This window comes from Comamonas sp. CMM02 (genome assembly GCF_014851485.1).
Lineage (GTDB): Bacteria > Pseudomonadota > Gammaproteobacteria > Burkholderiales > Burkholderiaceae_C > Comamonas > Comamonas avium.
In genome coordinates this window covers 784,125-805,728 of the sequence record NZ_JACUZW010000002.1, presented here as the reverse complement: position 1 = coordinate 805,728, position 21,604 = coordinate 784,125, and the positions used below count along the sequence as shown (strand labels likewise).

The 21,604-nt window shown below is 60.3% G+C and carries 21 protein-coding genes; 13 read left to right on the top strand and 8 right to left on the bottom strand.

The features are described from left to right. Nucleotides 1-118 precede the first annotated feature (118 nt). Nucleotides 119-958, top strand: a complete 840-nt coding sequence (hpnD, locus tag IB213_RS08855) for a presqualene diphosphate synthase HpnD (protein ID WP_191723769.1) — start codon at nucleotides 119-121, stop codon at nucleotides 956-958. Next, complete coding sequence (hpnE, locus tag IB213_RS08850; RefSeq protein ID WP_370551194.1) at nucleotides 928-2,292, top strand: hydroxysqualene dehydroxylase HpnE; 1,365 nt, start codon at nucleotides 928-930, stop codon at nucleotides 2,290-2,292. Before hpnD ends, hpnE begins: the two co-directional genes overlap by 31 nt. A 106-nt stretch (nucleotides 2,293-2,398) precedes the next feature. Here the strand turns inward: hpnE and IB213_RS08845 are convergent, their stop codons facing one another. From IB213_RS08845 to IB213_RS08835, 3 genes are read right to left on the bottom strand one after another with little or no spacing between them, the layout of a single operon-like run. After that, a complete protein-coding gene (locus tag IB213_RS08845) occupies nucleotides 2,399-2,614 on the bottom strand; it encodes a DUF2788 domain-containing protein (RefSeq protein WP_191723767.1) in 216 nt (71 codons plus the stop codon). Nucleotides 2,615-2,652: 38 nt separating this feature from the next. Next, nucleotides 2,653-3,483, bottom strand: a complete 831-nt coding sequence (locus IB213_RS08840) for a DUF2189 domain-containing protein (protein WP_192406016.1) — start codon at nucleotides 3,481-3,483, stop codon at nucleotides 2,653-2,655. A gap of 35 nt (nucleotides 3,484-3,518) precedes the next feature. After that, complete coding sequence (locus IB213_RS08835; protein WP_353738633.1) at nucleotides 3,519-4,238, bottom strand: HAD-IA family hydrolase; 720 nt, start codon at nucleotides 4,236-4,238, stop codon at nucleotides 3,519-3,521. Between the two features lie 58 nt (nucleotides 4,239-4,296). Between IB213_RS08835 and hemH the strand changes: the two genes are divergently transcribed. The 3 genes from hemH (at nucleotide 4,297) to IB213_RS08820 (ending at nucleotide 7,559) form a co-directional block, all read left to right on the top strand. Further along, entirely contained in the window at nucleotides 4,297-5,358 is a 1,062-nt protein-coding gene (gene hemH / locus IB213_RS08830) for a ferrochelatase (protein ID WP_192406015.1), read from the top strand. Between the two features lie 112 nt (nucleotides 5,359-5,470). Then, nucleotides 5,471-5,986 (top strand): nucleoside deaminase, encoded by a 516-nt coding sequence (locus IB213_RS08825; RefSeq protein WP_191723764.1) that lies wholly within the window; start codon nucleotides 5,471-5,473, stop codon nucleotides 5,984-5,986. 334 nt (nucleotides 5,987-6,320) lie between these two features. After that, nucleotides 6,321-7,559 (top strand): MFS transporter, encoded by a 1,239-nt coding sequence (locus IB213_RS08820; protein WP_192406014.1) that lies wholly within the window; start codon nucleotides 6,321-6,323, stop codon nucleotides 7,557-7,559. A gap of 180 nt (nucleotides 7,560-7,739) precedes the next feature. Here the strand turns inward: IB213_RS08820 and IB213_RS08815 are convergent, their stop codons facing one another. Genes IB213_RS08815 through IB213_RS08805 form a run of 3 tightly spaced genes read right to left on the bottom strand, consistent with a single transcriptional unit; the run spans nucleotide 7,740 to nucleotide 10,995 of the window. Then, the gene (locus IB213_RS08815) at nucleotides 7,740-8,720 is read right to left on the bottom strand and encodes a tripartite tricarboxylate transporter substrate binding protein (RefSeq protein ID WP_192406013.1); all 981 of its coding nucleotides are present in this window, start codon (nucleotides 8,718-8,720) and stop codon (nucleotides 7,740-7,742) included. 53 nt (nucleotides 8,721-8,773) lie between these two features. Next, nucleotides 8,774-9,775, bottom strand: a complete 1,002-nt coding sequence (locus tag IB213_RS08810; protein ID WP_192406012.1) for a hydroxymethylglutaryl-CoA lyase — start codon at nucleotides 9,773-9,775, stop codon at nucleotides 8,774-8,776. Then, nucleotides 9,772-10,995, bottom strand: a complete 1,224-nt coding sequence (locus IB213_RS08805) for a CaiB/BaiF CoA-transferase family protein (RefSeq protein ID WP_192406011.1) — start codon at nucleotides 10,993-10,995, stop codon at nucleotides 9,772-9,774. Before IB213_RS08805 ends, IB213_RS08810 begins: the two co-directional genes overlap by 4 nt. A 209-nt stretch (nucleotides 10,996-11,204) precedes the next feature. Between IB213_RS08805 and IB213_RS08800 the strand changes: the two genes are divergently transcribed. The 6 genes from IB213_RS08800 to IB213_RS18295 all read left to right on the top strand — a co-directional run bounded on the left by IB213_RS08800 (nucleotide 11,205) and on the right by IB213_RS18295 (nucleotide 17,654). Continuing rightward, the gene (locus IB213_RS08800) at nucleotides 11,205-12,134 is read left to right on the top strand and encodes a LysR family transcriptional regulator (RefSeq protein ID WP_192406010.1); all 930 of its coding nucleotides are present in this window, start codon (nucleotides 11,205-11,207) and stop codon (nucleotides 12,132-12,134) included. Nucleotides 12,135-12,186: 52 nt separating this feature from the next. Then, a complete protein-coding gene (locus tag IB213_RS08795; RefSeq protein ID WP_191723758.1) occupies nucleotides 12,187-13,038 on the top strand; it encodes a PoNe immunity protein domain-containing protein in 852 nt (283 codons plus the stop codon). A 205-nt stretch (nucleotides 13,039-13,243) separates the two neighbouring features. Beyond that, nucleotides 13,244-14,191 carry a sulfurtransferase gene (locus tag IB213_RS08790; protein ID WP_192406009.1) on the top strand — a complete coding sequence of 316 codons (948 nt, stop codon included), beginning with the start codon at nucleotides 13,244-13,246 and terminating at the stop codon, nucleotides 14,189-14,191. A gap of 139 nt (nucleotides 14,192-14,330) precedes the next feature. After that, complete coding sequence (locus tag IB213_RS08785; protein WP_191723756.1) at nucleotides 14,331-15,428, top strand: YeeE/YedE thiosulfate transporter family protein; 1,098 nt, start codon at nucleotides 14,331-14,333, stop codon at nucleotides 15,426-15,428. 15 nt (nucleotides 15,429-15,443) lie between these two features. Further along, nucleotides 15,444-15,611: a hypothetical protein gene (locus IB213_RS08780; protein WP_192406008.1), complete on the top strand. Its 168-nt coding sequence runs from the start codon at nucleotides 15,444-15,446 to the stop codon at nucleotides 15,609-15,611. 387 nt (nucleotides 15,612-15,998) lie between these two features. Then, nucleotides 15,999-17,654 carry a methyl-accepting chemotaxis protein gene (locus IB213_RS18295; protein ID WP_304515604.1) on the top strand — a complete coding sequence of 552 codons (1,656 nt, stop codon included), beginning with the start codon at nucleotides 15,999-16,001 and terminating at the stop codon, nucleotides 17,652-17,654. Nucleotides 17,655-17,863: 209 nt separating this feature from the next. Here IB213_RS18295 and IB213_RS08770 read toward each other — a convergent pair whose 3' ends face one another. Together IB213_RS08770 and IB213_RS08765 are read right to left on the bottom strand one after the other, a co-directional pair. Then, nucleotides 17,864-19,396, bottom strand: coding sequence for a tripartite tricarboxylate transporter permease (locus IB213_RS08770; protein ID WP_192406007.1), 1,533 nt, complete (start codon nucleotides 19,394-19,396; stop codon nucleotides 17,864-17,866). After that, the gene (locus tag IB213_RS08765; protein ID WP_192406006.1) at nucleotides 19,387-19,950 is read right to left on the bottom strand and encodes a tripartite tricarboxylate transporter TctB family protein; all 564 of its coding nucleotides are present in this window, start codon (nucleotides 19,948-19,950) and stop codon (nucleotides 19,387-19,389) included. Before IB213_RS08765 ends, IB213_RS08770 begins: the two co-directional genes overlap by 10 nt. 211 nt (nucleotides 19,951-20,161) lie before the next feature. Between IB213_RS08765 and IB213_RS08760 the strand changes: the two genes are divergently transcribed. Next, nucleotides 20,162-20,596 (top strand): RNA-binding S4 domain-containing protein, encoded by a 435-nt coding sequence (locus IB213_RS08760; RefSeq protein ID WP_192406005.1) that lies wholly within the window; start codon nucleotides 20,162-20,164, stop codon nucleotides 20,594-20,596. A 252-nt stretch (nucleotides 20,597-20,848) separates the two neighbouring features. After that, nucleotides 20,849-21,526: a DNA/RNA non-specific endonuclease gene (locus IB213_RS08755; RefSeq protein WP_370551203.1), complete on the top strand. Its 678-nt coding sequence runs from the start codon at nucleotides 20,849-20,851 to the stop codon at nucleotides 21,524-21,526. The last annotated feature ends 78 nt before the right edge of the window (nucleotides 21,527-21,604 follow it).

Below are 21,604 nucleotides of genomic sequence, written 5' to 3'. Positions count from 1 at the left end.
GGCTGCCCCCCAAAAACAGCACACCAAAACAGTGCCGACGATTGATGCACATCAAGAGCACGCCGCTTCCACCGCATTTGCGGGACAGAACCCAAGGCATGGGACAATCCATCGCAATATGAATCCGGAAACTTACGTCCAAGAAAAAGCAGCTGCATCGGGCAGCAGCTTTTATTACGCTTTTCTATTTCTACCCGCCAACCGCAGAGCGGCCATTACCGCGTTCTATGCATTTTGCAGAGAGGTGGATGACGTGGTGGATGACGTGCAAGACCCGGGCGTAGCAGCGCAAAAGCTGGCGTGGTGGCAGCAAGAAGTGGCACAGGCCTTTGCAGGCAAGCCCACACACCCGGTCATGCTGGCGTTGATGCCTCACACCCAGCCATTTCAAATTGAGCAACGCCACCTGCAAGCCGTGATTGAAGGCTGCCAGATGGATCTGGACCAAACCCGCTATCTGGACTACCCCGGCCTGCAGCGCTACTGCCACCTGGTCGCCGGTGTGGTGGGAGAAGTGGCTGCGCGCATTTTTGGCCAGACCGATGAAGCCACCACCGCCTACGCCCACAAGCTGGGGCAAGCATTTCAGCTGACCAACATCATCCGTGATGTGGGTGAAGACGCCCTGCGCGGACGCATTTACCTGCCCATCAGCGATTTGCAGCAGTTTGATGTGAAGGCGCATGAAATCACCAAGCGCGAGTACTCCGATCGCTTCACGGCATTGATGCGCTTTCAGGCCCAGCGTGCGCACCAGCTGTACGAAGAAGCGTTCGCTCTGCTGCCCGCACAAGACCGGCGCACGCAAAAGCCCGGTCTGATGATGGCCAGCATCTACCGCACGCTGCTGCGCGAGATTGAGGCTGAAAACTTCCAGGTACTGCACCAGCGCATTGGCCTGACACCGCTGCGCAAGCTGTGGCTGGCGTGGAAGATGCAAGCGCTGGGCCGCATGTAGCAGTGACCAGCACAGCAACACCTCGGCGCATAGCCATCATTGGCGGTGGCTGGGCAGGCATGGCTGCAGCGGTACAACTGCAGCAGCAGGGCCAGCACGTTCACATCTTTGAAGCCAGCCGCATCTGGGGTGGCCGCGCACGCGCACTGACACTGCACGGCCCTGCGGGCCAAGCGTGGACCGTCGATAACGGCCAGCACATTCTGATTGGCGCCTACCAGGGGTGCCTGCAGATGCTGCAGACCGTGGGCGTGGATGCATCGGCAGCAATGCTGCGGCTGCCACTGGATTTGCGCTACATGGATGGCCAGGGGCTGCACCTGCCCCATTGCAGCCCGCCATGGGATGCCGCCATTGGCATTGCCCGCGCCAGAGGCTGGAGCTGGAGCGAAAAACTGGCGCTGGTGCGCACCGCCCACCGCTGGCAGCGCAACCGCTTTAACTGCGCCCCCGGGGCCACGGTGGCAGATATCTGCCACGGCTTGCCCGCGCGGTTGATGCAGGATTTTGTCGATCCCCTGTGCATCTCAGCCCTCAACCTGCCTGCCACACAGGCCAGTGGGCCCATCTTCTTGCGCGTGCTGCAAGATGGATTGTTCAGCGGACAGGGCGGCTCCAACCTGCTGATTCCGCGCACAGATCTGAGCAGCCTCTTTCCAGCCACAGCCGCCCAGTGGCTGCAAACGCGTGGCACGCAGGTGCACCTGGGGGCAAGAGCCCAGGCACTGGCCCATGACGCTGATACCGCGCAATGGCGGGTCAACGGGCAAGCGTTTGATGCGGTGGTGCTTGCCACCTCCTGCGCAGAAGCTGCACGGCTGGTAGAGCAAGCACAGCTGTCAGCAGCTTGGCAAGCCAGCGCAGCGCCGTGGGCGGCGGTGGCCCACGCCCTGCCGCACACAGCAATTGCCACGGTCTACGCTTTCAGCCATCAGCCTTTGCGCAATGGCAAGCTGCTGCCTGCGCCCATGGTGGCGCTACGCAGCCATGCCGGAGCACCCGCACAGTTTGCGTTTGACAAGGCCCAGCTGAACGGGCCGGCAGGTTTAATTGCGCTGGTGGTCAGTGCCAGCCATGGCGATAAAGACACGCTGCAAAACAAGGTGCTGGAGCAAGCCCGCACCCAGTTGCAGCTGCCTGATTTGCAGGCACTTCAAACGGTGATCGACAAACGCGCCACTTTTGCCTGCACGCCGCTGGTGCAGCGCCCTGCGCACCAGATACTGCCCGGCCTGTGGGCATGTGGTGACTATGTGGATGGCCCCTACCCGGCGACGCTGGAAGGAGCGGTGCGCAGTGGCATGCAGGTGGCACAAGATATTGCGCTCACCTGAATAAAATTTAAAAAAAGAGCTGCTAGCGCTTATCCACTGGTCATTTCAGATACTTATCTATCTGAAATGCTTTCAGACTAAGCGCTGACAGCTCTTTTTTTAATACTTACTTGTGCTCCAGATACCACTGGATAACGGCCTTGGCGATAAAACCAATAAAGCCGACGGACAAGCCCAGGAACAGCACAAAAGTGCCGAACTTGCCCGCTTTGGATTCCCACGCCAAATGCCCGATGATGAACAGCATGAAGACAATGAAGGCCCCAATGCCATAGGTCAGAAAAAATTCAGAGATTTGTTCTTCTGTAAAACCAAAAATCACAACACGTATCCTCGAAACCGCAAAGCGCTTGGTGTGCGCTAACTGACTGCCTCGCGCAGCGCAAAGTCTGATGCATCCACCAAATCACGGTAGGCATGCCAGCTGGCATGGCCCAGCATGGGGATCACCAGCACCAGACCCAGCAACAGCGACGCCAAGCCCAACAACGTAAACATCACAATCAGCGCCGCCCACAAAGCCATGGCAATGGGGTTTTGCAAAATCACAGACCAGCTAGTGAGCACGGCCTGCGACAAAGTCACTTTGCGATCCATCAATAAAGGCATAGAAATAACGCTGGATGCAAAGATGGGCGCGGCCAGAAAGCTGCCCAGTGCCAGCCACAGGTGAAACAGCGTGCCATCGGGTGCCAGCACCACGTACTGCATGAAGTCCATCGGCGTAGCAATACGCACCGGCGCCAGCAAGGTAATCAGTGAGGCAGAGACCAGCACCCAGCCCGTGGCCGAAATGGCCAGCAGCAGCCCGAACTGCACCAGACACCAGTAGTCATTGCCCAGCTTGCTTTGCCCTTGCTGCCAGTGCATCCACGTGCGTCGCACCAGGCGCCAGCTCACTGGCTCTTTACGCTCCAATGCGCGGCTGATTGCATACAAACTGGTCGCCACCACCGGGCCCACCACCAGAAAACCAGACAGCGCGCCCGCCATCAACCAAAAGCGATTGTGCCCCACCAGCAAGATGGCCGCCCCTAGCAGCGCCAGGAAAACGCCGTGTGACAAGCTAAGCAGCGGGGTGCGACAAATATCCCTCCAGCCCAGCGCCAGCCAGGTCAATGGCTGCATCCATCCGATGCGCAGCGCTACAGGCAGATCCAGGCTGGGTGCACGAGACAAGGTATTGGGCATGCGCGGACTCCTCTTTCCCCATGGGGAATAGTCACTCAGGCCGCCAGCAAGTCACATAAATCCAACAAGCTGCTGACCGTTGTGGGGGGGTGCTGTTCCTCTATGGGCCAATCTAAGCCGCTGCGATTGAGCCAAACAGCGTGCATACCCGCATCCCGTGCAGCGACTGCATCCAACTTGGCATCGTCTCCTACATGCAAGATGGCGGACAGCGGCAGCTCCAGTGATTGGGCCGCGCAGTGAAAGATGCGCACATCGGGCTTGGCAAAGCCCGTGCGCGTAACGTTAAAGCTGTCCTGAAAGAACTGCCCCAGCCCGATTTGCTCAATGTCAGAGTTGCCGTTGGTCACAGCCACCACGGGCCAGCGCGCCGCCAGACGCTCCAGGGCGGGCACGGCATCACCAAACAGCTCAACGCGCTGGCGCGCTGCAAAGAAAATTTCAAAGGCCGGCATAGCCAAATTTTCATCATCGCCTGCCTGGCGCAAAGCCTGGCGGATGGATGCCTGGCGCAAACCGCTCAGATCGTGGCGCAGGTCCGGGCGCTCTTGCTCGACTTGATTGCGGATGGCTCGCAATGCTTCTGGCGTGCTGAACAATTGCGCAGTCTGCGCAGCATGCTCTTTTAACCATAGCAACAAGACTTCTTCAGCGCGGCGAATGGTGGGCCAGATGGGCCACAGCGTATCGTCCAGATCAAGCGTAATGGCGCGAATTTTTGATGGGTCAAACATGGCCCAAGAATACTGGAGCACACAAGCACTGCATCCATGCCGGTCTTCAAAGGCCCAAGCTTTTGTCACAATGGTGCCCATGCTGTCACGCTTTGCCCCCGAACCCCAACTCCCCGCAGGCCAACCTGAACGCACCGCCATTTTGCTGTGCAATCTGGGTACGCCCGATGAGGCCACGCCTGCCGCCGTGCGCCGCTATCTGGCGCAGTTTCTGGCAGATGACCGCGTGGTGGAAATCCCCAAACTGGCCTGGTGGCCCATCTTGCACGGCATTATTTTGCGCACCCGCCCCAAAGCGTCGGCAGCCAAATACGCCACCGTGTGGAACCAAGGCGGCGCTACAGGCTCCCCCCTGCTGTACTTCACCGAGCGTCAGGCCAGCTTGCTGCGCGACTGGCTGGGGCAGGCCGGTGCCAACGTACTGGTGGCCCCTGCCATGCGCTACGGCAACCCTTCGATGGCATCGCAACTGGATGCCCTCAAAGCGCAAGGCGCCACCCGTATTCTGGTTTTGCCGCTGTACCCCCAGTACTCAGGCACCACCACTGCCAGCGTGTGCGATGCCGTGTATGACTGGGCCAAAACACAGCGCCACATTCCTGAGCTGCGCTTTGTGCAGCGCTACCACGACCACCCCGGCTACATCGACGCGCTGGCCCAGACCGTAGAGCAACACTGGCGTGAAAACGGCAGGGCACAAAAGCTGGTGCTCAGCTTTCACGGCGTGCCTGAGCGCACCTACCAGCAGGGCGACCCCTACCGCGACGAATGCCTGACCACGGGCCGCCTGCTGGCACAGCGGCTGAATCTAAGCGATGCGCAATATGTGCTCACCTTCCAGTCACGCTTTGGCAAGGCCAAGTGGCTGGAGCCGTACACCGAGCCCACCTTGGTGGAGATGGCCAAGCAGGGGCTGGAGAGCGTGGACATCATGTGCCCTGGCTTTACCAGCGACTGCATCGAGACCCTGGAAGAGATCAACATGGAGGCGCGCGAAGCCTTTGTGCACGCAGGCGGCAAGGACTACCGGTTCATTGCGTGCCTGAACGACCACAGCGCCTGGATCACTGCGCTGCGCGACATTGCACAGCAGCACATGCAAGGCTGGCCTGTCCAGCCACAGCCGCGCAATCAGACTTAATCAGGCTTAGTTTGGGCGCGCACCTGCGGGTTACCCAGCAGGTGCGCACACTAATTGCTTGCACATCGGTGCACAGGGCAAGCTTGACCCTTCACTTTCCAAAGTTCGACCGATGACTACCCCCCTCAATTTGCCGCCTCAAGGGCTGACGCCCACCCACGAACAGATCTGCCGCCATCTGCGCCACACCCAGCAAGTGGCTGAACGCGCCATCGCTTTGGGGCACCACCCGTTTGGTGCCATTTTGGTGGGCCCGGACCAGGAAACCGTGTTGATGGAGCAATGCAACATCGACACGGTGAACCACGCCGAATCGACCCTGGCGCGCATGGCTGCCACCAACTTCACGCCCGAGTATTTGTGGGGCTGCACGCTCTACACCAATGTTGAGCCTTGCTGCATGTGCGCAGGCACGGCCTACTGGGCCAATATTGGCCGCGTGGTGTTTGGCATGACCGAGCACGAGCTGCTGCACTGCACGGGCAGCCACGGAGAGAACCCCACCATGAGCGTGCCCTCGCGCTACGTGTTTGACCACTGCCAAAAGCCGGTGCAGCTGATTGGCCCCGTGCCAGAGATGGCCGCTGAAATCGCCCAATTGCAGCAGCGGTTCTGGGCATCACGCTAGAGGGCACTGCACCGGACTGCACCTATCAACGCCTGCAGGGTTCGCGCACGCGAATGGCATGAATGCACACTTTGCGCAGGTGCTGCTGCCATATACCGCCGAGCTGCACGGCTGTTACGCCAGCGCCAGCCAGGCAACAGCAGCCCTGCCTAGAATCACACTCCGAATCTGCGGCCTGCGTTTTCTACGCAGGTTTTTGGCACGCCCTGCACCCGGCGCTGCTGCACAACTTGGCTGGCTCTTTGGCCCCGAGGTCTTTGCACCTTGGGGGTTTTGCTTTTTGTAGAAACACCACTTGGTGAAGCTTCAAAAAACAACAAGGAAAACCACAGCCATGACCTCCCCCTCTTGCGCACACACGGGCCAGCTAACGGCCATCAACAGTTACAGCTGGAAAGCCCTGGCCGGCTCTGCCGTCGGCTACGCTATGGACGGCTTTGACCTGCTGATTTTGGGCTTCATGCTCAGCGCCATCTCGGCAGACCTGAACCTCACGCCCGGTCAGGCTGGCTCGCTGGTGACCTGGACGCTGATTGGCGCCGTGTTTGGCGGCATTGTGTTTGGCGCACTGTCAGACCGCTACGGCCGCATTCGCGTGCTGACCTGGACCATCATGCTGTTTGCCGTGTTCACAGGGCTGTGCGCTTTTGCCACTGGTTACTGGGATTTGCTAATCTACCGCACCATCGCCGGTATTGGTCTGGGCGGTGAATTTGGCATTGGCATGGCGCTGGCTGCAGAAGCCTGGCCAGCGCGCCACCGTGCGCGCGTGTCCTCGTATGTGGCGCTGGGCTGGCAAGTGGGTGTGCTGGCGGCAGCTTTGCTGACCCCGCTGCTGCTGCCTGTGATTGGCTGGCGCGGCATGTTTTTGGTGGGGGTGATTCCGGCCATTGTTGCCTGGGTGATTCGCAACCGCATCCACGAACCTGAGGTGTTTGTGCGCAAGCCAGCAGCCACCAAAAGCCAGCGTTTTGAAGCCTTCAAACTGCTCATCAAAGACAAGGCCACCACCAAGATCAGCCTGGGCATCATTGTGCTGACCTCGGTACAGAACTTTGGCTACTACGGCATCATGATCTGGATGCCCAGCTTTCTGTCCAAGCAACTGGGTTTCAGCCTGACCAAGTCTTCGATGTGGACCGCTGTGACCATCGTGGGCATGATGGCCGGCATCTGGATTTTTGGCCAACTGGCCGACCGCATTGGCCGCAAGCCCAGCTTCCTGATCTTCCAGCTGGGCGCAGTCATCATGGTGCTGACGTACTCGCAGCTGTCGGACCCCACCGCCATGCTGTGGGCTGGCGCGGTACTGGGCATGTTTGTCAACGGCATGATGGGCGGCTACGGCGCGGTGATGAGCGAGGCCTACCCCACCGAGGCACGCGCCACGGCGCAGAACGTGCTGTTTAACATTGGCCGCGGCGTGGGTGGCTTTGGCCCCGTTGTGGTGGGCGCAGTGGCCATGAGCTACGGCTTTCAGATGGCCATTGCCATGCTGGCGGCCATCTATGTGCTGGACATGATTGCCACGGCGTTCCTGATTCCGGAACTCAAGGGCAAAGAGCTGCAATAAACTGCGCCTGGAGCCAGCGGCCTGCGCTGGTTGCCAAAAAAAAGAGCTGCCATCGCTTGCTGAGCCTTGTTTTCAGATACTTTTATATCTAAGAACCAGGCTACATATGCGCTGGCAGCTATTTTTTTTAGATAAGCCGGTGCACCCAATTTTGCACCGGGTCACTATTTCATCTCAGGCTCAATCGGCCTTGATGTTGGCCTCTTTGACCACCTTGGCCCACATGGCGTAATCACGCTTGACCATGTCGCCCAGTGCCTTGCTGTCCATGAAGTCAGCCGTTGCACCCTGGTCCAGTGCCTTCTTCTGGAAAGAGGCATCGCTGAGCATGTTGCGCACATCGGTCTCCAGCTTGCGCACAATGTCTTTCGGTGTTTTGGCAGGTGCAAACAGCGCAAACCACGAGGTGGCATTCACGCCCGCAAAACCGGTCTCAGCAGTGGTGGGCACCTTGGGCAGGCTGGGCAGACGCTCTTTGCCCGTTACCGCCAGCACCTTGAGCTTGCCTGCCTGAATGTGGGCCATGAAGGGGGGCGCTGTACCAAAGGTCAGGTCCACCTGGCCGCCCAGCAAGTCCTGCAAGGCCGGGCCCGTGCCCTTGTAAGGCACATGCACCATTTGAATGCCTGCCGCCTGCTCCAGCTGAACGCCGGTGACGTGCTGCAGCGATCCGTTGCCCGAGGAGGCGTAGTTGAGCTTCATGGGGTTGGCCTTGGCATACGCCACCAGCTCCTGCATGGTGTTGGCGGGCAGGTCGCCGCGCACCACCACGATTTGTGGAGCCGACAGCACATTGGCCACGGGCACAAAGTCGGCCAGCTCCCAGCTGGACTTGCCCAGATGGGGCGAGATCACATGAAAGCCCGAGTACTGCATCAGCAGGTTGTAGCCATCGGCCTCGGCGCGCTTGACCTGTGCGGCTGCAATGTTGCCGTTGCCACCGCCCTTGTTTTCCACCACGATGGTCTGGCCCAGCACGGGGCCCAGTGCCTGCGCAGTCATGCGGGCGGCCAGATCGGTGGTGCCACCAGCGGCGGCGGGCACCACCATGTTGATGGGCTTGCTTGGGTAGCCGGCCTGCGCTGCTGCAGTGCCTGCAAAGCCCAGCGCCAGGCCTGCGGCCAAAGCCAGCTGGCCAAATTGTTTGCGGTTCATGGTCATGGTTGTCTCCTTGGTTTTGTTATCAGGCCTTGCTGGCCCTGTGGTGCAAAGCATCAGCCCTGTTGCTGTTGTGCCTGCATCCGCTCTTGCGCACGGGTGCGTACTTGCTCAAACGATGCGGGCCTGGGGTGCAACTGCTGCACAGGCCCGGCTTTCACAATCGCACTGGGTATGTCGTGCCCAATCAGCGCGGGCAAACTGGCCGCCACACGGGTCAAGGCCGTCAAATCCACGCCGGTGTCGTAGCCCATCAACTGCAGGGCATGCACCAGCTCTTCGGTGCAGGCATTGCCGCTGGCACCCGGTGCATAGGGGCAGCCGCCCAGCCCCCCGACCGAGGCATCAAACCGGTCTGCGCCTGCGGCAATGGCCGCCAGCGCATTGGGCAGCGCCATGGCGCGTGTGTCGTGAAAGTGCAGCGTCAGCGTGGTGCCGGGCCAGCGCGCCTTAAAGGCGGTAACCAGCGCGTGCACCTGCGTGGGGTGGGCCATGCCTGTGGTGTCGCACAGCGTGATGCCTTGCACACCCGCATCGACAAAACGCTGCACCCAGGCCAGCACTTCATCGGCAGGCACATCCCCTTCCATGGGGCAGCCAAAGCTGCACGACAGCGACACGTTGATGGCCACACCACCGCGCTGCGCCACAGCAATCACTTCTTGCAGCGCTGCAAACGACTGGGTGCGCAGCATGCGCAGGTTGCACAGGTTGTGGGTTTCGCTGACGGACATCACCAGATTGAGCTCATCAGCACCTGCCGCCATGGCGCGCTCTGCACCCTTGACGTTGGGCACCAGGCATGTCATCACCGTGCCGCTGGGGCGCTCAATGCCGCGCAGCACTTCTTGCGCATCGGCCAGCGCTGGAATGGCAGTGGGCGAGACAAAGGCCGTCACCTCCACCTTGGCCATGCCCGCTGCAGACAGCGCGTTGACCATGGCGATCTTGTCTGCCGTGGACACAAACACTTTTTCCATCTGCAGGCCATCGCGCGGGCCCACTTCCTGGATGTAAATGCGCCGCCCGCCGCCGTTCCATACATGCTGTGCATTCATTGGATGACTCCCTGTGTGCGCAACTGGGCAATTTGCTCGCTGCTTAAACCCATGTCTGCCAGCACAGCGTCGGTGTCATCACCCAGTCTGGGGGCGCTGGAGCGAATAGTGCCCGGCGTTGCCGACAGCTTGGGAACAATGCCCGGCACTTCCACGCTGTAGCCATCGCGTGTCTCCTGCGCCAAAATCATGTCGCGGGCGCGGTAGTGCGGGTCTTCGCAAATGTCTTTGGCGGTGTAAACGCGCCCGGCGGGCACACGTGCGGTGCCCAGCTGAGCCAGCACATCGTTGATGCTGCGCGGCTGCGTCCATGCGCCGATGGCGGCATCAATTTCCTGCACCCGCGCCACACGGCCTGCGTTGTTGGCCAGATCGGGGGCATTGCCCAGATCGTCACGGCCAATGGTCTGCATCAGCCGCTTGAAGATGCTGTCGCCATTGCCCGCCACCAGCACCCAGCCATCGGCGCAGGGGTAAGCGTTGGAAGGCGCAATGCCGGGCAAGGCACTGCCCGCCGCTTCACGCACCGCGCCAAAGGCGCTGTACTCGGGGATCAGGCTTTCCATGACGTTAAACACCGCCTCGTGCAGCGCCACGTCAATCACCTGTCCTTTGCCGCCATTGACCTTGCGGTGGTACAGCGCTGTGAGCACGCCAATCGTGCCGTGCAAGGCGGCCAGGGTGTCACCGATAGAGACACCTACGCGCACCGGCACGCGGCCCGGCTCCCCCGTCAGGTGGCGCAGGCCGCCCATGGCCTCACCCACTACGCCAAAACCGGGCAGGTCGCGGTAGGGGCCGGTCTGGCCGTAGCCAGAAATGCGCAAAATCACCAGACCGGGGTTCAGCGCATGCAGCTCCTCGGGCGACATGCCCCAGCCCTCCAGCGTGCCGGGGCGAAAGTTTTCAATCAGTACATCGGCTTCTTTGAGCAACTGCCGCGCCAGCTCTTGCCCCTGCGACTGGCGCAGGTCCAGCGCCACCGACTTTTTGTTGCGCGACTGCACCTGCCACCACACCGAGGTGCCTTCCTTGATCATGCGCCAGTTGCGCAGCGGATCGCCAGCGCCCGGCGCTTCAATCTTGATAACTTCGGCACCAAACTCACCCAGCGTCTTGCCTGCGAAAGGGCCAGCGATGAGCTGCCCCATCTCCACCACCCGTACACCGGCCAGCGCACCGGCTTGCAGCTGTGGCAACTTGTTCATTGTTTCTTGCATCTTGTCATTCCCTGTGGGCCCAGCTGAGGCGCAGCACGCAACCCCGGCTGAAGACGCATGATGCAAAAGAGTTTTCAGTCTTCAAAACGCTGTTTTGCGCAACTGCCATCGCATTTCGGCATAGCAGAAAGAAAACATAGTGAATACCCTTGTATTTCGAGCTATATAAACAAGAGCGCAATGCTGTTTAAGCAAAGCAAAATGCAGGCATGCGACTCGACCCCATCTCATTGCGCCTGTTTGTTGCTGTCATGGAAGAGCAGGCCATTGCCCGTGCTGCCGTGCGCGAGCACATTGCCACCTCTGCTGCCAGCCGCCGTTTAGCCGAGCTGGAAGCCCAGCTGCAGGTGCGCCTGTTTGAGCGCAGCAACCGCGGCATTGCACCCACGCCTGCGGCCTATACCTTGCTGGATCTGGCGCGCAATGTGCTGGGGGAGATGGATGGCATCACACGCCACATGCGCGAGTACGGCAGCGGCATGCGCGGGCATGTGCGCATGGTGGCCAACATCTCGGCCATCACCCAGTTTCTGCCTGCGCAGCTGCAAAGCTTTATGAGCCAGCACCCGGAGGTGCAGGTCAACCTTCTGGAAAAAGTCAGCAGCGAAATTGCCCTGGCCGTAGCGCAGAACACCGCAGACTTTGGCATCCTGAACGCGGGCAACTACGGCGGCGATCTGGCCTATGTGCCCTACCGCCAGGATGAGCTGATTTTGATTGCCCCCAGCGGTCACCCGCTCACCCACAGCACGCACGTCACCATGCAGCAAGCGCTGGCCTATGACTTTGTGGGCGCGCATGCGGGCAGCGCCATCAACGGCCTGCTCAACCGCAGCGCAGCACTGCTGGAGATGCCGCTGAAGCTGCGCATTCAGGTCACCAGCTACGACGCGCTGTGCCTGATGGTGGCCTCCGGTCTAGGCGTGGGCATCTTGCCGCGCCAAAGCGCAGCGCTCTATCAGGGCAGCCTGCCCATTCAAGCCATGACGCTGACAGAGCCCTGGGCGCACCGCCAGCTGGTGCTGTGCATGCGCGCATACAGCGCACTGCCCCCGGCTGCGCGCACGCTGGTCGATCACCTGACTCAGGCACCCGCCAGCCCCACTGAAAGCCCTGCGGCCACCGCCACGCAGTCGTAACGGCACCGCCCTCCGCTATGCTTGGCGCCACAGCCACCCTGAGGCCACCGCCATGCACGCTTACGCAGACCTTCCCCAACTGATTGCGCAATGTCAGCACCTGCATCTGTCCGCGCTGGAGCCCAGGCGCACGCTGCATCTGCCCAGCTGGCAAGAAGAGTGGGACGACAACATCGCCATGCTCACCAGCTTTGTGCAGGAAAGCCTGTACGGCATGCCCATGACCGACATCGATGCCGATGACCAGCAAGATGCCTGCCTGCAGTGGGAAAACGCTGCGCAAACGGCCTCCACACTGCTGCGCCTGGCACTGGATCGCGGTGTACCAGCCCATCTGCTGCGCCCCCTGTATCTGAGTGTGGTGTCTGTGTGGCGTGAATATGCGGCGGTGCTTGAGCAGGCGCGCCATGCAGGCAGTGCGCACACACCCCAGGCCATTCGTCCGGAGACTGCGGAGTACCAGTTCGCGCTGCAGCTGCTGGCCATGGCGGTGCTGCTGGATGAGGAAGGGGAAATCCCCGCCATTGTTGAGCACCTGCTGCACGGGCGCACCGACCGCCTGCTGGACTACCTGAGCGCAGCCGCCACAGGCTTGCTGGAAGCGTCGGACGAGTGCCTGCACCCCCAGCCCTTTGAAGGCTTGAGCGAGTTTTTTGACCAGTATGGCGACATCACGCCCGAGCCCTTGCTGCCCTATGTGGATCAGCACTACAGCCGGTTTTTTGCACTCACTGCCCAGGCTCAGAAAAATCACCCCCGCCTCAAAGGTGCTCAGGCCTGGGGCTGGTGGGCGCTGGAAGCAGGTGCACTGGTGGCCCTGTATGGGCTGGACGACAGCGCACTGCGTGAGCTGCCCCACTACCCGGCCGATCTGGTGGACTACGCAATGGGCGTGCGCGACTGACCACCCTGCGCTGAGGGTTGAGGGCCGGTGACTGTCGACTGGCGACTGCTGCACGCTGCATGCCCCCTCTGGATCGGGCAGATGCAAATAGCAGCAGGCTATATGCAAGCAAATAATTATTCGTTGTGGGCACATTCTTGACGCAGGACAATAGAGGCTTTGCCACAGCCGTGGTTACTGCACAGTCCTTGTACGGGTGCTCCTTATGAAAAACAGACAACTCCTTGCTCTGGCACTGACGCTGGGAACCAGCGGATGGGCTTTGGCTGCGCCTGCCCTGCTGACACCCGCCGAGCTTTCACCCTTGCTGCAAAACCCCGAAGTGCGCGTGATCGATATCCGTACGCCCAAGGAATTTGCCAGCAATCACATTCCCGGCTCGGTCAATGCACCCTACGGCCAATGGCGTGGCCCCGCCACCAACCCCGGCGAGCTGCCCGACCACGACAAGCTGGTGGCTCTGGTGCAGTCGCTGGGGCTGACCCCAAAGACCCACGCGGTCGTGGTCTCGCACGGCAAAGATGCCACCGACTTTGGTGCCATGGCCCGCGTGTACTGGACGCTGAAGTCACTGGGGCTGACCGAGCTGTCCATCGTCAACGGCGGCCTCAAGGCCTGGGAAGACGCCAAGCTGCCCTTCTCCACAGTAGCCATCCAGGTCGCCCCCAGCACCTACGCGCCCACCTTTGACGCCACATGGCTGTCCACGCGCCAAGACATCCAGCAAAACCTCAAGCTGAGCAACGCGGTGCTGGTGGACTCGCGCCCCGACGCGTTCTACCAAGGCAAGACCCAGGCGCCCGCCGCCAAAATGGCCGGCACGCTGCCCGGTGCAGTCCAGCTTGATTTCAACCAGTGGTTTGTGCCCAAGACCTCGCTGTTTGTCGATGTCGACAAAGCCAAGGCCATTGCCGCCCACATTCAGGTGCCAGAAGGCCAGAGCGCCGTGGCGTTTTGCAACACCGGCCACTGGGCGGCCACCGACTGGTTTGGCATGAGCGAAGTGGCGGGCATTCCCAACGTGAAGCTGTACGCAGGCTCGATGGTCGACTGGACGCAGCAGCCCGATGCACCGCAACTGCAAAACGCACCCGGACGGGGTGAGCAATTACTGCGCTCGACCAAGCAGTGGTGGGAACGCAAGTTCAACTAAAACAATTCAAAAAATTAAAAGTGAGCTACTAACGCATGCAAGCCGTGCATTTCAAATACAAATCACTTTGAAATGCATAACCTGTAAGCGCTAGCAGCTCATATTTTTAATACCTATTGATAAGAGAGGCTGTCTTCGAATGAAGCGATTACCTTTGGCCATCATCATGGCCGTTTTCTTTGGCTGGCTGCTGTGGTCTGTCTCCGTGCGCCAGGCCGCGTTGTTTGCCGTGGGTATTGGCCTGGGTGTGGTGCTGGCTGGCAAGCGCTTTGGCTTTACCACCGGCTGGCGCATGCTGGTGGAAGACAAGGACCCGTCGGGCGTGTTCGGCCAGCTGCTGCTGCTGGCACTGGCCGCCTGCCTGGCCATGCCACTGCTGGGCCACTTTCCGGAATTGACCGCCGCACTCGGCCCCCCCAGCGTGAGCCTGATTGTGGGAGCCTTCGTGTTTGGCCTGTGCATGCAGATTGCAGATGGCTGCGGCAGCGGCACGCTGTACAAGGCGGGACTGGGCATTCCAATGAACGCGGCCATCTTGCCCGTGTTTGCCATTGGCAGCTTTTTAGGCAGTGTGCACCTGGGCTGGTGGCTGGACCTGGGCCGCACCGCACCGGTGGGCCTGGTGACTGAATGGGGCTGGGACGTAGCCCTGGCCGCCACGCTGGCCGGGCTGGCGCTGGTGGCAGCAGGCGTGAGCTTTTACTGCAAGCGCGCCAACCTCCAAGCAGGCCGCCAGATCAAGCCATTGTTTGTGCGCAAGTGGGTCATTGGTGCCGTGCTGCTGGCCTTGCTGGCCACTGCCAACCTGGTGATTGCTGGCCAGCCCTGGGGCGTGGTCTACGGTTTTGGTCTGTGGGCTGCCAAGGTAGCCACGGCAACGGGCGCGGTGGACCTGTCCACCAACTGGTTCTGGACGCAGCCGGGCAACGCTGCACGCCTGACCGAAACCGTGCTGCTGGATGTAACCAGCATCACCAACATCGGTATCTTGGCCGGTGCACTGTGGGTGAGTGCCTCCACACCTGCCAGCGCCAAGCCTTTGAGTGGCAAGCAGTGGGCTGTCGCCCTGATCGCAGGCCTGGTGCTGGGCTACAGCTCACGCCTGGCATTTGGCTGCAACGTGGGCGCCATGTTCTCTGGCATTTCAACCGGCTCTATCCACGGCTGGATCTGGGTGCCGCTGGCCTTTGTGGGCACCATCTTTGGTCTGCGCATTCGCCGCCACTTTGGCTTTTAAGAAAGGGGGCACACCATGACACAAGCAACCGTGCTTCGCAGTGCATTCTGGGCGGTCCTGATCGCCTTTGTGGTCTGGGATTTCAACCACTCCAAGCCCGTCGATCTACGCTATGAAGCGCCGCTGATTGCCGCCGGATCTGGCGTGGCCGTACAAGGCGGCCACTGCTCCATGCCTGATTGAGCAGGCACTCACTGTGACGTCAAGGCCGCATGCTTGCGGCCTTTTTTATGCCTGCAAGGCCCGCTAGGGTGCACACACAAACTGGTCAGCTGCAGTGCACCAGCGCACAGGCCCACGTCCATCGCCAACCAAGATAGCTAGCATATCCATGCAGAAAACATAGGCCTTCTGTCGCTTAGAGCGTGCCATAGCCGGGCATTTGTTTACATATATGTGCAAGCCCCCACTAAATAGCCGTCACCAACTTGTAACAAGAACCCCAGCCCATTAACAATCTGCCACAATTTCATGCATAGAATTGGCAAGGATCATGTTCTTGCCAGTCATTCACCAGTGCACTGCAATGTGCGCAGCTTCTGAAGGACATGGGTTTTAGACATGCAAGTTATGAGAAATATCAGCATCCGGGCCAAGCTATGGCTGTTGGTCGCAGGACTGCTGACACTGACTGTTGCCATCACTGCGGCCTTGGTGCACCAGCTCAATGCCAGCAACGAGCGGCTGGCAGATATTTACACCAACCGTGTCGTGCCCACACAGCAGATCAAGCTGATCTCAGACGGCTACGGCATCAAGCTGGTGGAAATCACCAACAAGGTCTACAACCAGCAAATCCTGGCTGAATCGGGCAAGGAGCAACTGGCAGAAATCAAGAAAAATGCCCAGGAAGCCTGGCAGGCCTACCAGGCCAACGTGGAGACCAATACCGAAGACGAGAAGGTACTGGCACAGCGCGTGGGCACCTTGATTGACGCCATCACACCGCGCATTGATGATTTGCTGCGCTTGTTTGAGCAGCAGGACCACGACTCGCTGGGCTCGTTCATTGAATACCGCCTGTTCCCTAGCGTCAGCCCTTTGGCAGCTAACTTGCAACTGCTGTCCACCATGCAAGAGGAGCTGGCACTTGCCGCTTACGAAGAAGCGCAATCTGCCTTGTCCCGCGCCATGATGCTGGCGGCCATTGCTGTTGCCGTCCTGCTGGTGCTGGCACTGTTCGGTGCCAGCCTGCTCATCCGCATCATTACCCGCAGTCTGGACAGCGCCGTGCACGTGGCTGAGACGGTGGCCCAGGGTGATTTGAGCTCCACAATCGAGGTGAAATCCAACGATGAGCTGGGCCGCCTCATGCAAGCTTTAAAGAGCATGAACGGCAACCTGATCGGCATCGTGAACCGCATCCGTGACAGCAGCGAATCGATTGCCACAGGCGCTACCGAAATCTCTACCGGTAACAACGATTTGTCGCAGCGTACCGAAGAGCAAGCCAGCAACCTGCAGCAAACTGCAGCCAGCATGGAGCAACTGGCCTCCACCGTGCGTCACAACACAGAAAACGCCCAGCAAGCCACTGCCCTGGCACGCGATGCAGCGCAAACGGCCGCACAAGGCGGCCAGGCCATGGCGCAGGTAACGCAGACCATGGAGACCATCTCCACCAGTTCGCGCAAGATTTCCGACATCATTGGCGTCATTGACGGCATCGCTTTCCAGACCAACATCCTGGCGCTCAATGCAGCAGTGGAAGCCGCACGCGCCGGCGAACAAGGCCGCGGCTTTGCCGTAGTGGCGGGCGAAGTGCGTGCACTGGCTGGCCGCAGTGCAGATGCGGCCAAGGAAATCAAGCAACTGATTCAACAAAGCGTGAACCAGGTGAGCGAAGGCACACGCCTGGTCGATGCCACGGGCCAGACCATCAGCGAAGTGGTACGCCAGGTGCAAAGCGTCTCGACCCTGATTCAGGAAATCAGCAACGCCAGCCAGGAGCAAAGCCAGGGCGCAGGCCAGGTCAGCGACGCCATTGCGCAGCTGGACCAGGTCACCCAGCAAAACGCTGCACTGGTTGAAGAAAGTGCCGCCGCAGCCAGCAGCCTGAACCACCAGGCCGCGGAACTGAACCAGCTGGTTGCCACCTTCAAAACTGGCACAGGCACTTCTGCTCGCTTTGCGACCATTGCGCCCAAGCTGGCACCAGCGTCTGCTGCACCACGGACCTTGAAACAGCCACAGGCTGCGGCTGAAGAGCCCATGATGCTCAATTAAATTTCTCCGTCCTCCACAAAAAAGGCCTTGGCATGTACCAAGGCCTTTTTTGTCAGTGCACATGAACATCTGCTCAGGCTGAAGCGGCCACACGCTGCGCAAATGGAAGTCTTGCAGTCGCCCACATCCACAGACACAGACACGGACACAACCAGCACTACATCACGCGCCACCAAGCACCGGCGCACCGACGGTGGCACCAGCGGCTCTTAAAGCCCCTCCTCTTGCGCATAAGCACGTGCCTGTGCCATGCGGCGGTTGGCCCAGCCTTGCAAGGCTCTGGGCACAACCACCAGCAGCAACACGACAATCAGCAAGGCCAGCGACCACGGCCGCTGGACAAAAATAGCCAAGCTGCCATTGCCCACCGCCACGGCTTGCCGCAACTGCACTTCCGCCATCGGCCCCAGAGCCAGGCCGACCACCAAAGGCGTCAAAGGGAAATCAAAGCGCCGCATGGCCACACCCAGCAAGCCCAGTCCATACATGATGAACACGTCCCCCATGCTCTGGCGCATGCCATACACACCCGCCGTAGCCAGAACCAGCATGGCTGCATAGCGCTGCGGGCGGGGTATGCGCAGCAGCCACGTCCACATGCGTGCCATAGGCAGGTTCAGCACCAGCAGCATCAAATTGCCAATGAACAGCGACGCAATCAGCACCCACACCAGCGCGTGCCCGACAGCAAACCACTGGTGCCCCGGCATCACCCCGTAGTTCTGGAAAGCGCCCAGCATCACGGCGGTGGTGTTGCTGGTGGGAATACCCATGGTGAGCAGTGGAATCAATGCCGCCGTCACCGTAGCGTTGTTCGCAGCTTCTGGGCCGGCGACACCTTCAATTGCACCTTCTTTGCCAAATTCATTGCGGTACTGCTCGCGCACCATATAGCGCTCAGAGGCATAACTGACATAGGTGGGCATATCAATACCACCCACTGGCACACAGCCAAACGGCGTACCGATCACCGTACCACGCAGCCATGGTCGCCAGGATCGCTTCCAGTCCTGGGGCGACATGCGCACTCGACCCACCGTATTGAGCGTGCTGCGTACACGCCCTTCATACATGGCGGCATGCAGCACCTCGGCAACCACAAACAGGCCCACGGCCACCAGCACCATATCGATACCGTCATACAGCAAAGGCCAGCCTGCGGTCCAGCGCTCAGCTCCGCTGGTGGACTCAATGCCCACACACGCCAGCGCCAACCCGATGAACAAGGCTGTCATCCCGCGCAACGTGCTTTTATCAATTGCGGCACTGACGGCGCCCAGTGCCATCACCATCAGCATGAATGTTTCTGCAGGGCCAAGCTTTTGCGCCACCCCTGCCACCCACGGCGCCGCCCACACCACGAACACTGCCGCCAGCGTACCCGCAACAAAAGAGCCAATGGCAGCAGTGGCCAGCGCCACCCCGGCTCGCCCGTTCAACGCCATGCGGTTGCCTTCCATGGCCGTGACCATGCTGGCACTTTCCCCGGGCGTATTGAGCACGATCGACGCCGTAGAGCCGCCATACATTCCGCCGCCCGCAATGGCGATGAAGAAGATAAAAGCTTGCGTGATATCCACATGAAACGTCATGGGCAGCAGCACCGCAATGGCCACCGAAGGGCCAAAACCCGGCAGCACCCCCATGGCGGTACCCAGCACACAACCCGCCAATGCCCACAGGAGGTTTTCTGGCGTGGTAGCCACCGCCAGCCCTTGCCACAAAGCGTGTATCAATTCCATGCCAACCACCCTGCTGGCAAATCAATGCCCAAGACCTGTGTGAAAAGCGCATACACCACGCACGCAATCAGCGCCCCTGTGGCCAGGTCACCTGCCCAGCGTTGAACGCTGACACGCAATTGCGGTTGCGCAGCCAGCCGCAGCCCCTGCAATGCCAGCACATAACACAGCGTGGCAGCCACCACAAAGCCACTGCGAGCCATCAGCAAGCCACTGAGCAAAATGCCCGCACTCACCCACACCCACGGGGTCACTTGCACCCTGACATCACTGCTCAAGGCCGGCACATGGCGCCAGCCGCCATGGCGTGCCTCCCACACCAGCCATAGTCCGCACAGCAGCAACGCGCCCGCACACAAACCGGGCACCAGGCGCGCACCACCATCCATCGCATGCGGCTGCGATGGAATCTGCCAGGTGGCCCATGCCAGTAGCACAGCCACCAAAGCAATGGCCAAGCCCACACCGGTTTGCCATCGGGCAGCTATCAAATCGGCGTGTGCAGACAACGCAGACTCACCCTCCAGTGGCTGCGCTGCATCTTGTTCGGTCATATCAGACACCTTTTTTGGATTGCTTTACCAACTCAGTCAACGCCCAAGGCTGCCACCTGCCCAACGCAAAGGCTCTGCGCAGGATCAAGCTTGCTTGGCTGCCGCATCATCCCGTTCATCGGCGCATGCGCAGCCGGTACAAACCCGTATGACACAGCGCAAAGATGCACGACGAACGGCAGCGCACATCGCCTTCCCTGACAATAGTGGCATGACTGAAAATTCTTCCATGCGCTTAGACAAATGGCTGTGGGCTGCACGTTTTTACAAAACCCGCAGCCTGGCCGTGGAGCAAATCAGTAAAAACCGCGTCACCGTCAACGCAGCAGCGGCCAAGGCATCACGCGAGGTGCGTGTGGGTGACACCATCATGCTGCGCCAGGGCAATGTGCCCAAAACCGTCAAGGTGCTGGGGCTGAGCGCCATGCGCGGCCCTGCCCCTGTGGCCCAGCAGCTTTATGCAGAAACCCCCGAGAGCATGGCCGAACGCGAGCGCCTGGCCGAAGAACACCGGCTGGCCCCAGAGCCGGCCAGCACCATTGCCCTGCAGCACGATGGCCGCCCCACCAAGCGTGACCGCCGCGAGATTGAGCGCACGCGCCACCAGTGGAATGACCGCTGGAGCGCCAGCTGGGACGGCAAGTGATGCCTTGCTGCAATAGATAACCATTCGTCGGAACCTTTTGTCGAAAACTGTTTCAATCCCTTGCTATTGATTTGTGAACACCAGCCATAGAGGCTGCAAGGGATTTCAGTGATTTTTCAAAAGTTTTCAGCGCGCAGTGCACGCGCTGTTGTGGCATCCGCTCTGGGCGCTGTATTGCTCAGCGCCTGTTTAGGCAATACATCCCCTCCCCAGTCCACCACCAGCACCACGGCCCCAGCCAAGACGGCCCCGGTGCCTGCTGCGGCCGGCAGTCGTTTTCAAGACTGCCGTCAGTTCTTTGCGGCGGGTGTACCACCAGCGGTGCATGCCCAGCCCAAGCTGCGTGAGCTGTGCTTTGATGCCTTTGCCATTTTGCACAACGGCAGCACCCGCACCCCCCTGTTTGTGGCACAGCGCATGAACAAGGCCCTGGTTGCCGATGCCAACGAAAAACGCACCAACAAGTTTTACGCCGATGCGCGCCTGCCGCGTGCCGAGCGCGCTGAGCTGAGTGACTACAAAGGCTCTGGATACTCTCGCGGGCATATGGCCCCAGCTGCCGACATGCCCACAGCTCAGGCCATGGCGCAAAGCTTCTCGCTGGCCAATATGGTGCCCCAGTCCATCAAGCAAAACAGCGGCCCCTGGGCACACATTGAAAAAGACACCCGTCGTTACGCCAGCCGCGCCAAAGGTGATGTCTTCATCATTACAGGCCCCGTGTATGAACCACAGCCCGCCACCGTAGGTGGCAATCAGGTGGCTGTGCCCGCTTATTTGTACAAGCTGGTCTACGACGCCGAGACCAACCGCGCGTGGGCGCACTGGCAGGCCAATCGCGACGATGAGCGCATCAGCAAGCCCATCAGCTACAGCGAACTGGTTGAGCGCACGGGCATTGAGTTTTTGCCCGGCATCCAGCCTAAATAAGGCCGCAGGCCCCTGCAAAAAAAAGCGCTCCGTCAGAGCGCTTTTTTGATGCGGCTTTCATTACCCATCCCTGGCACC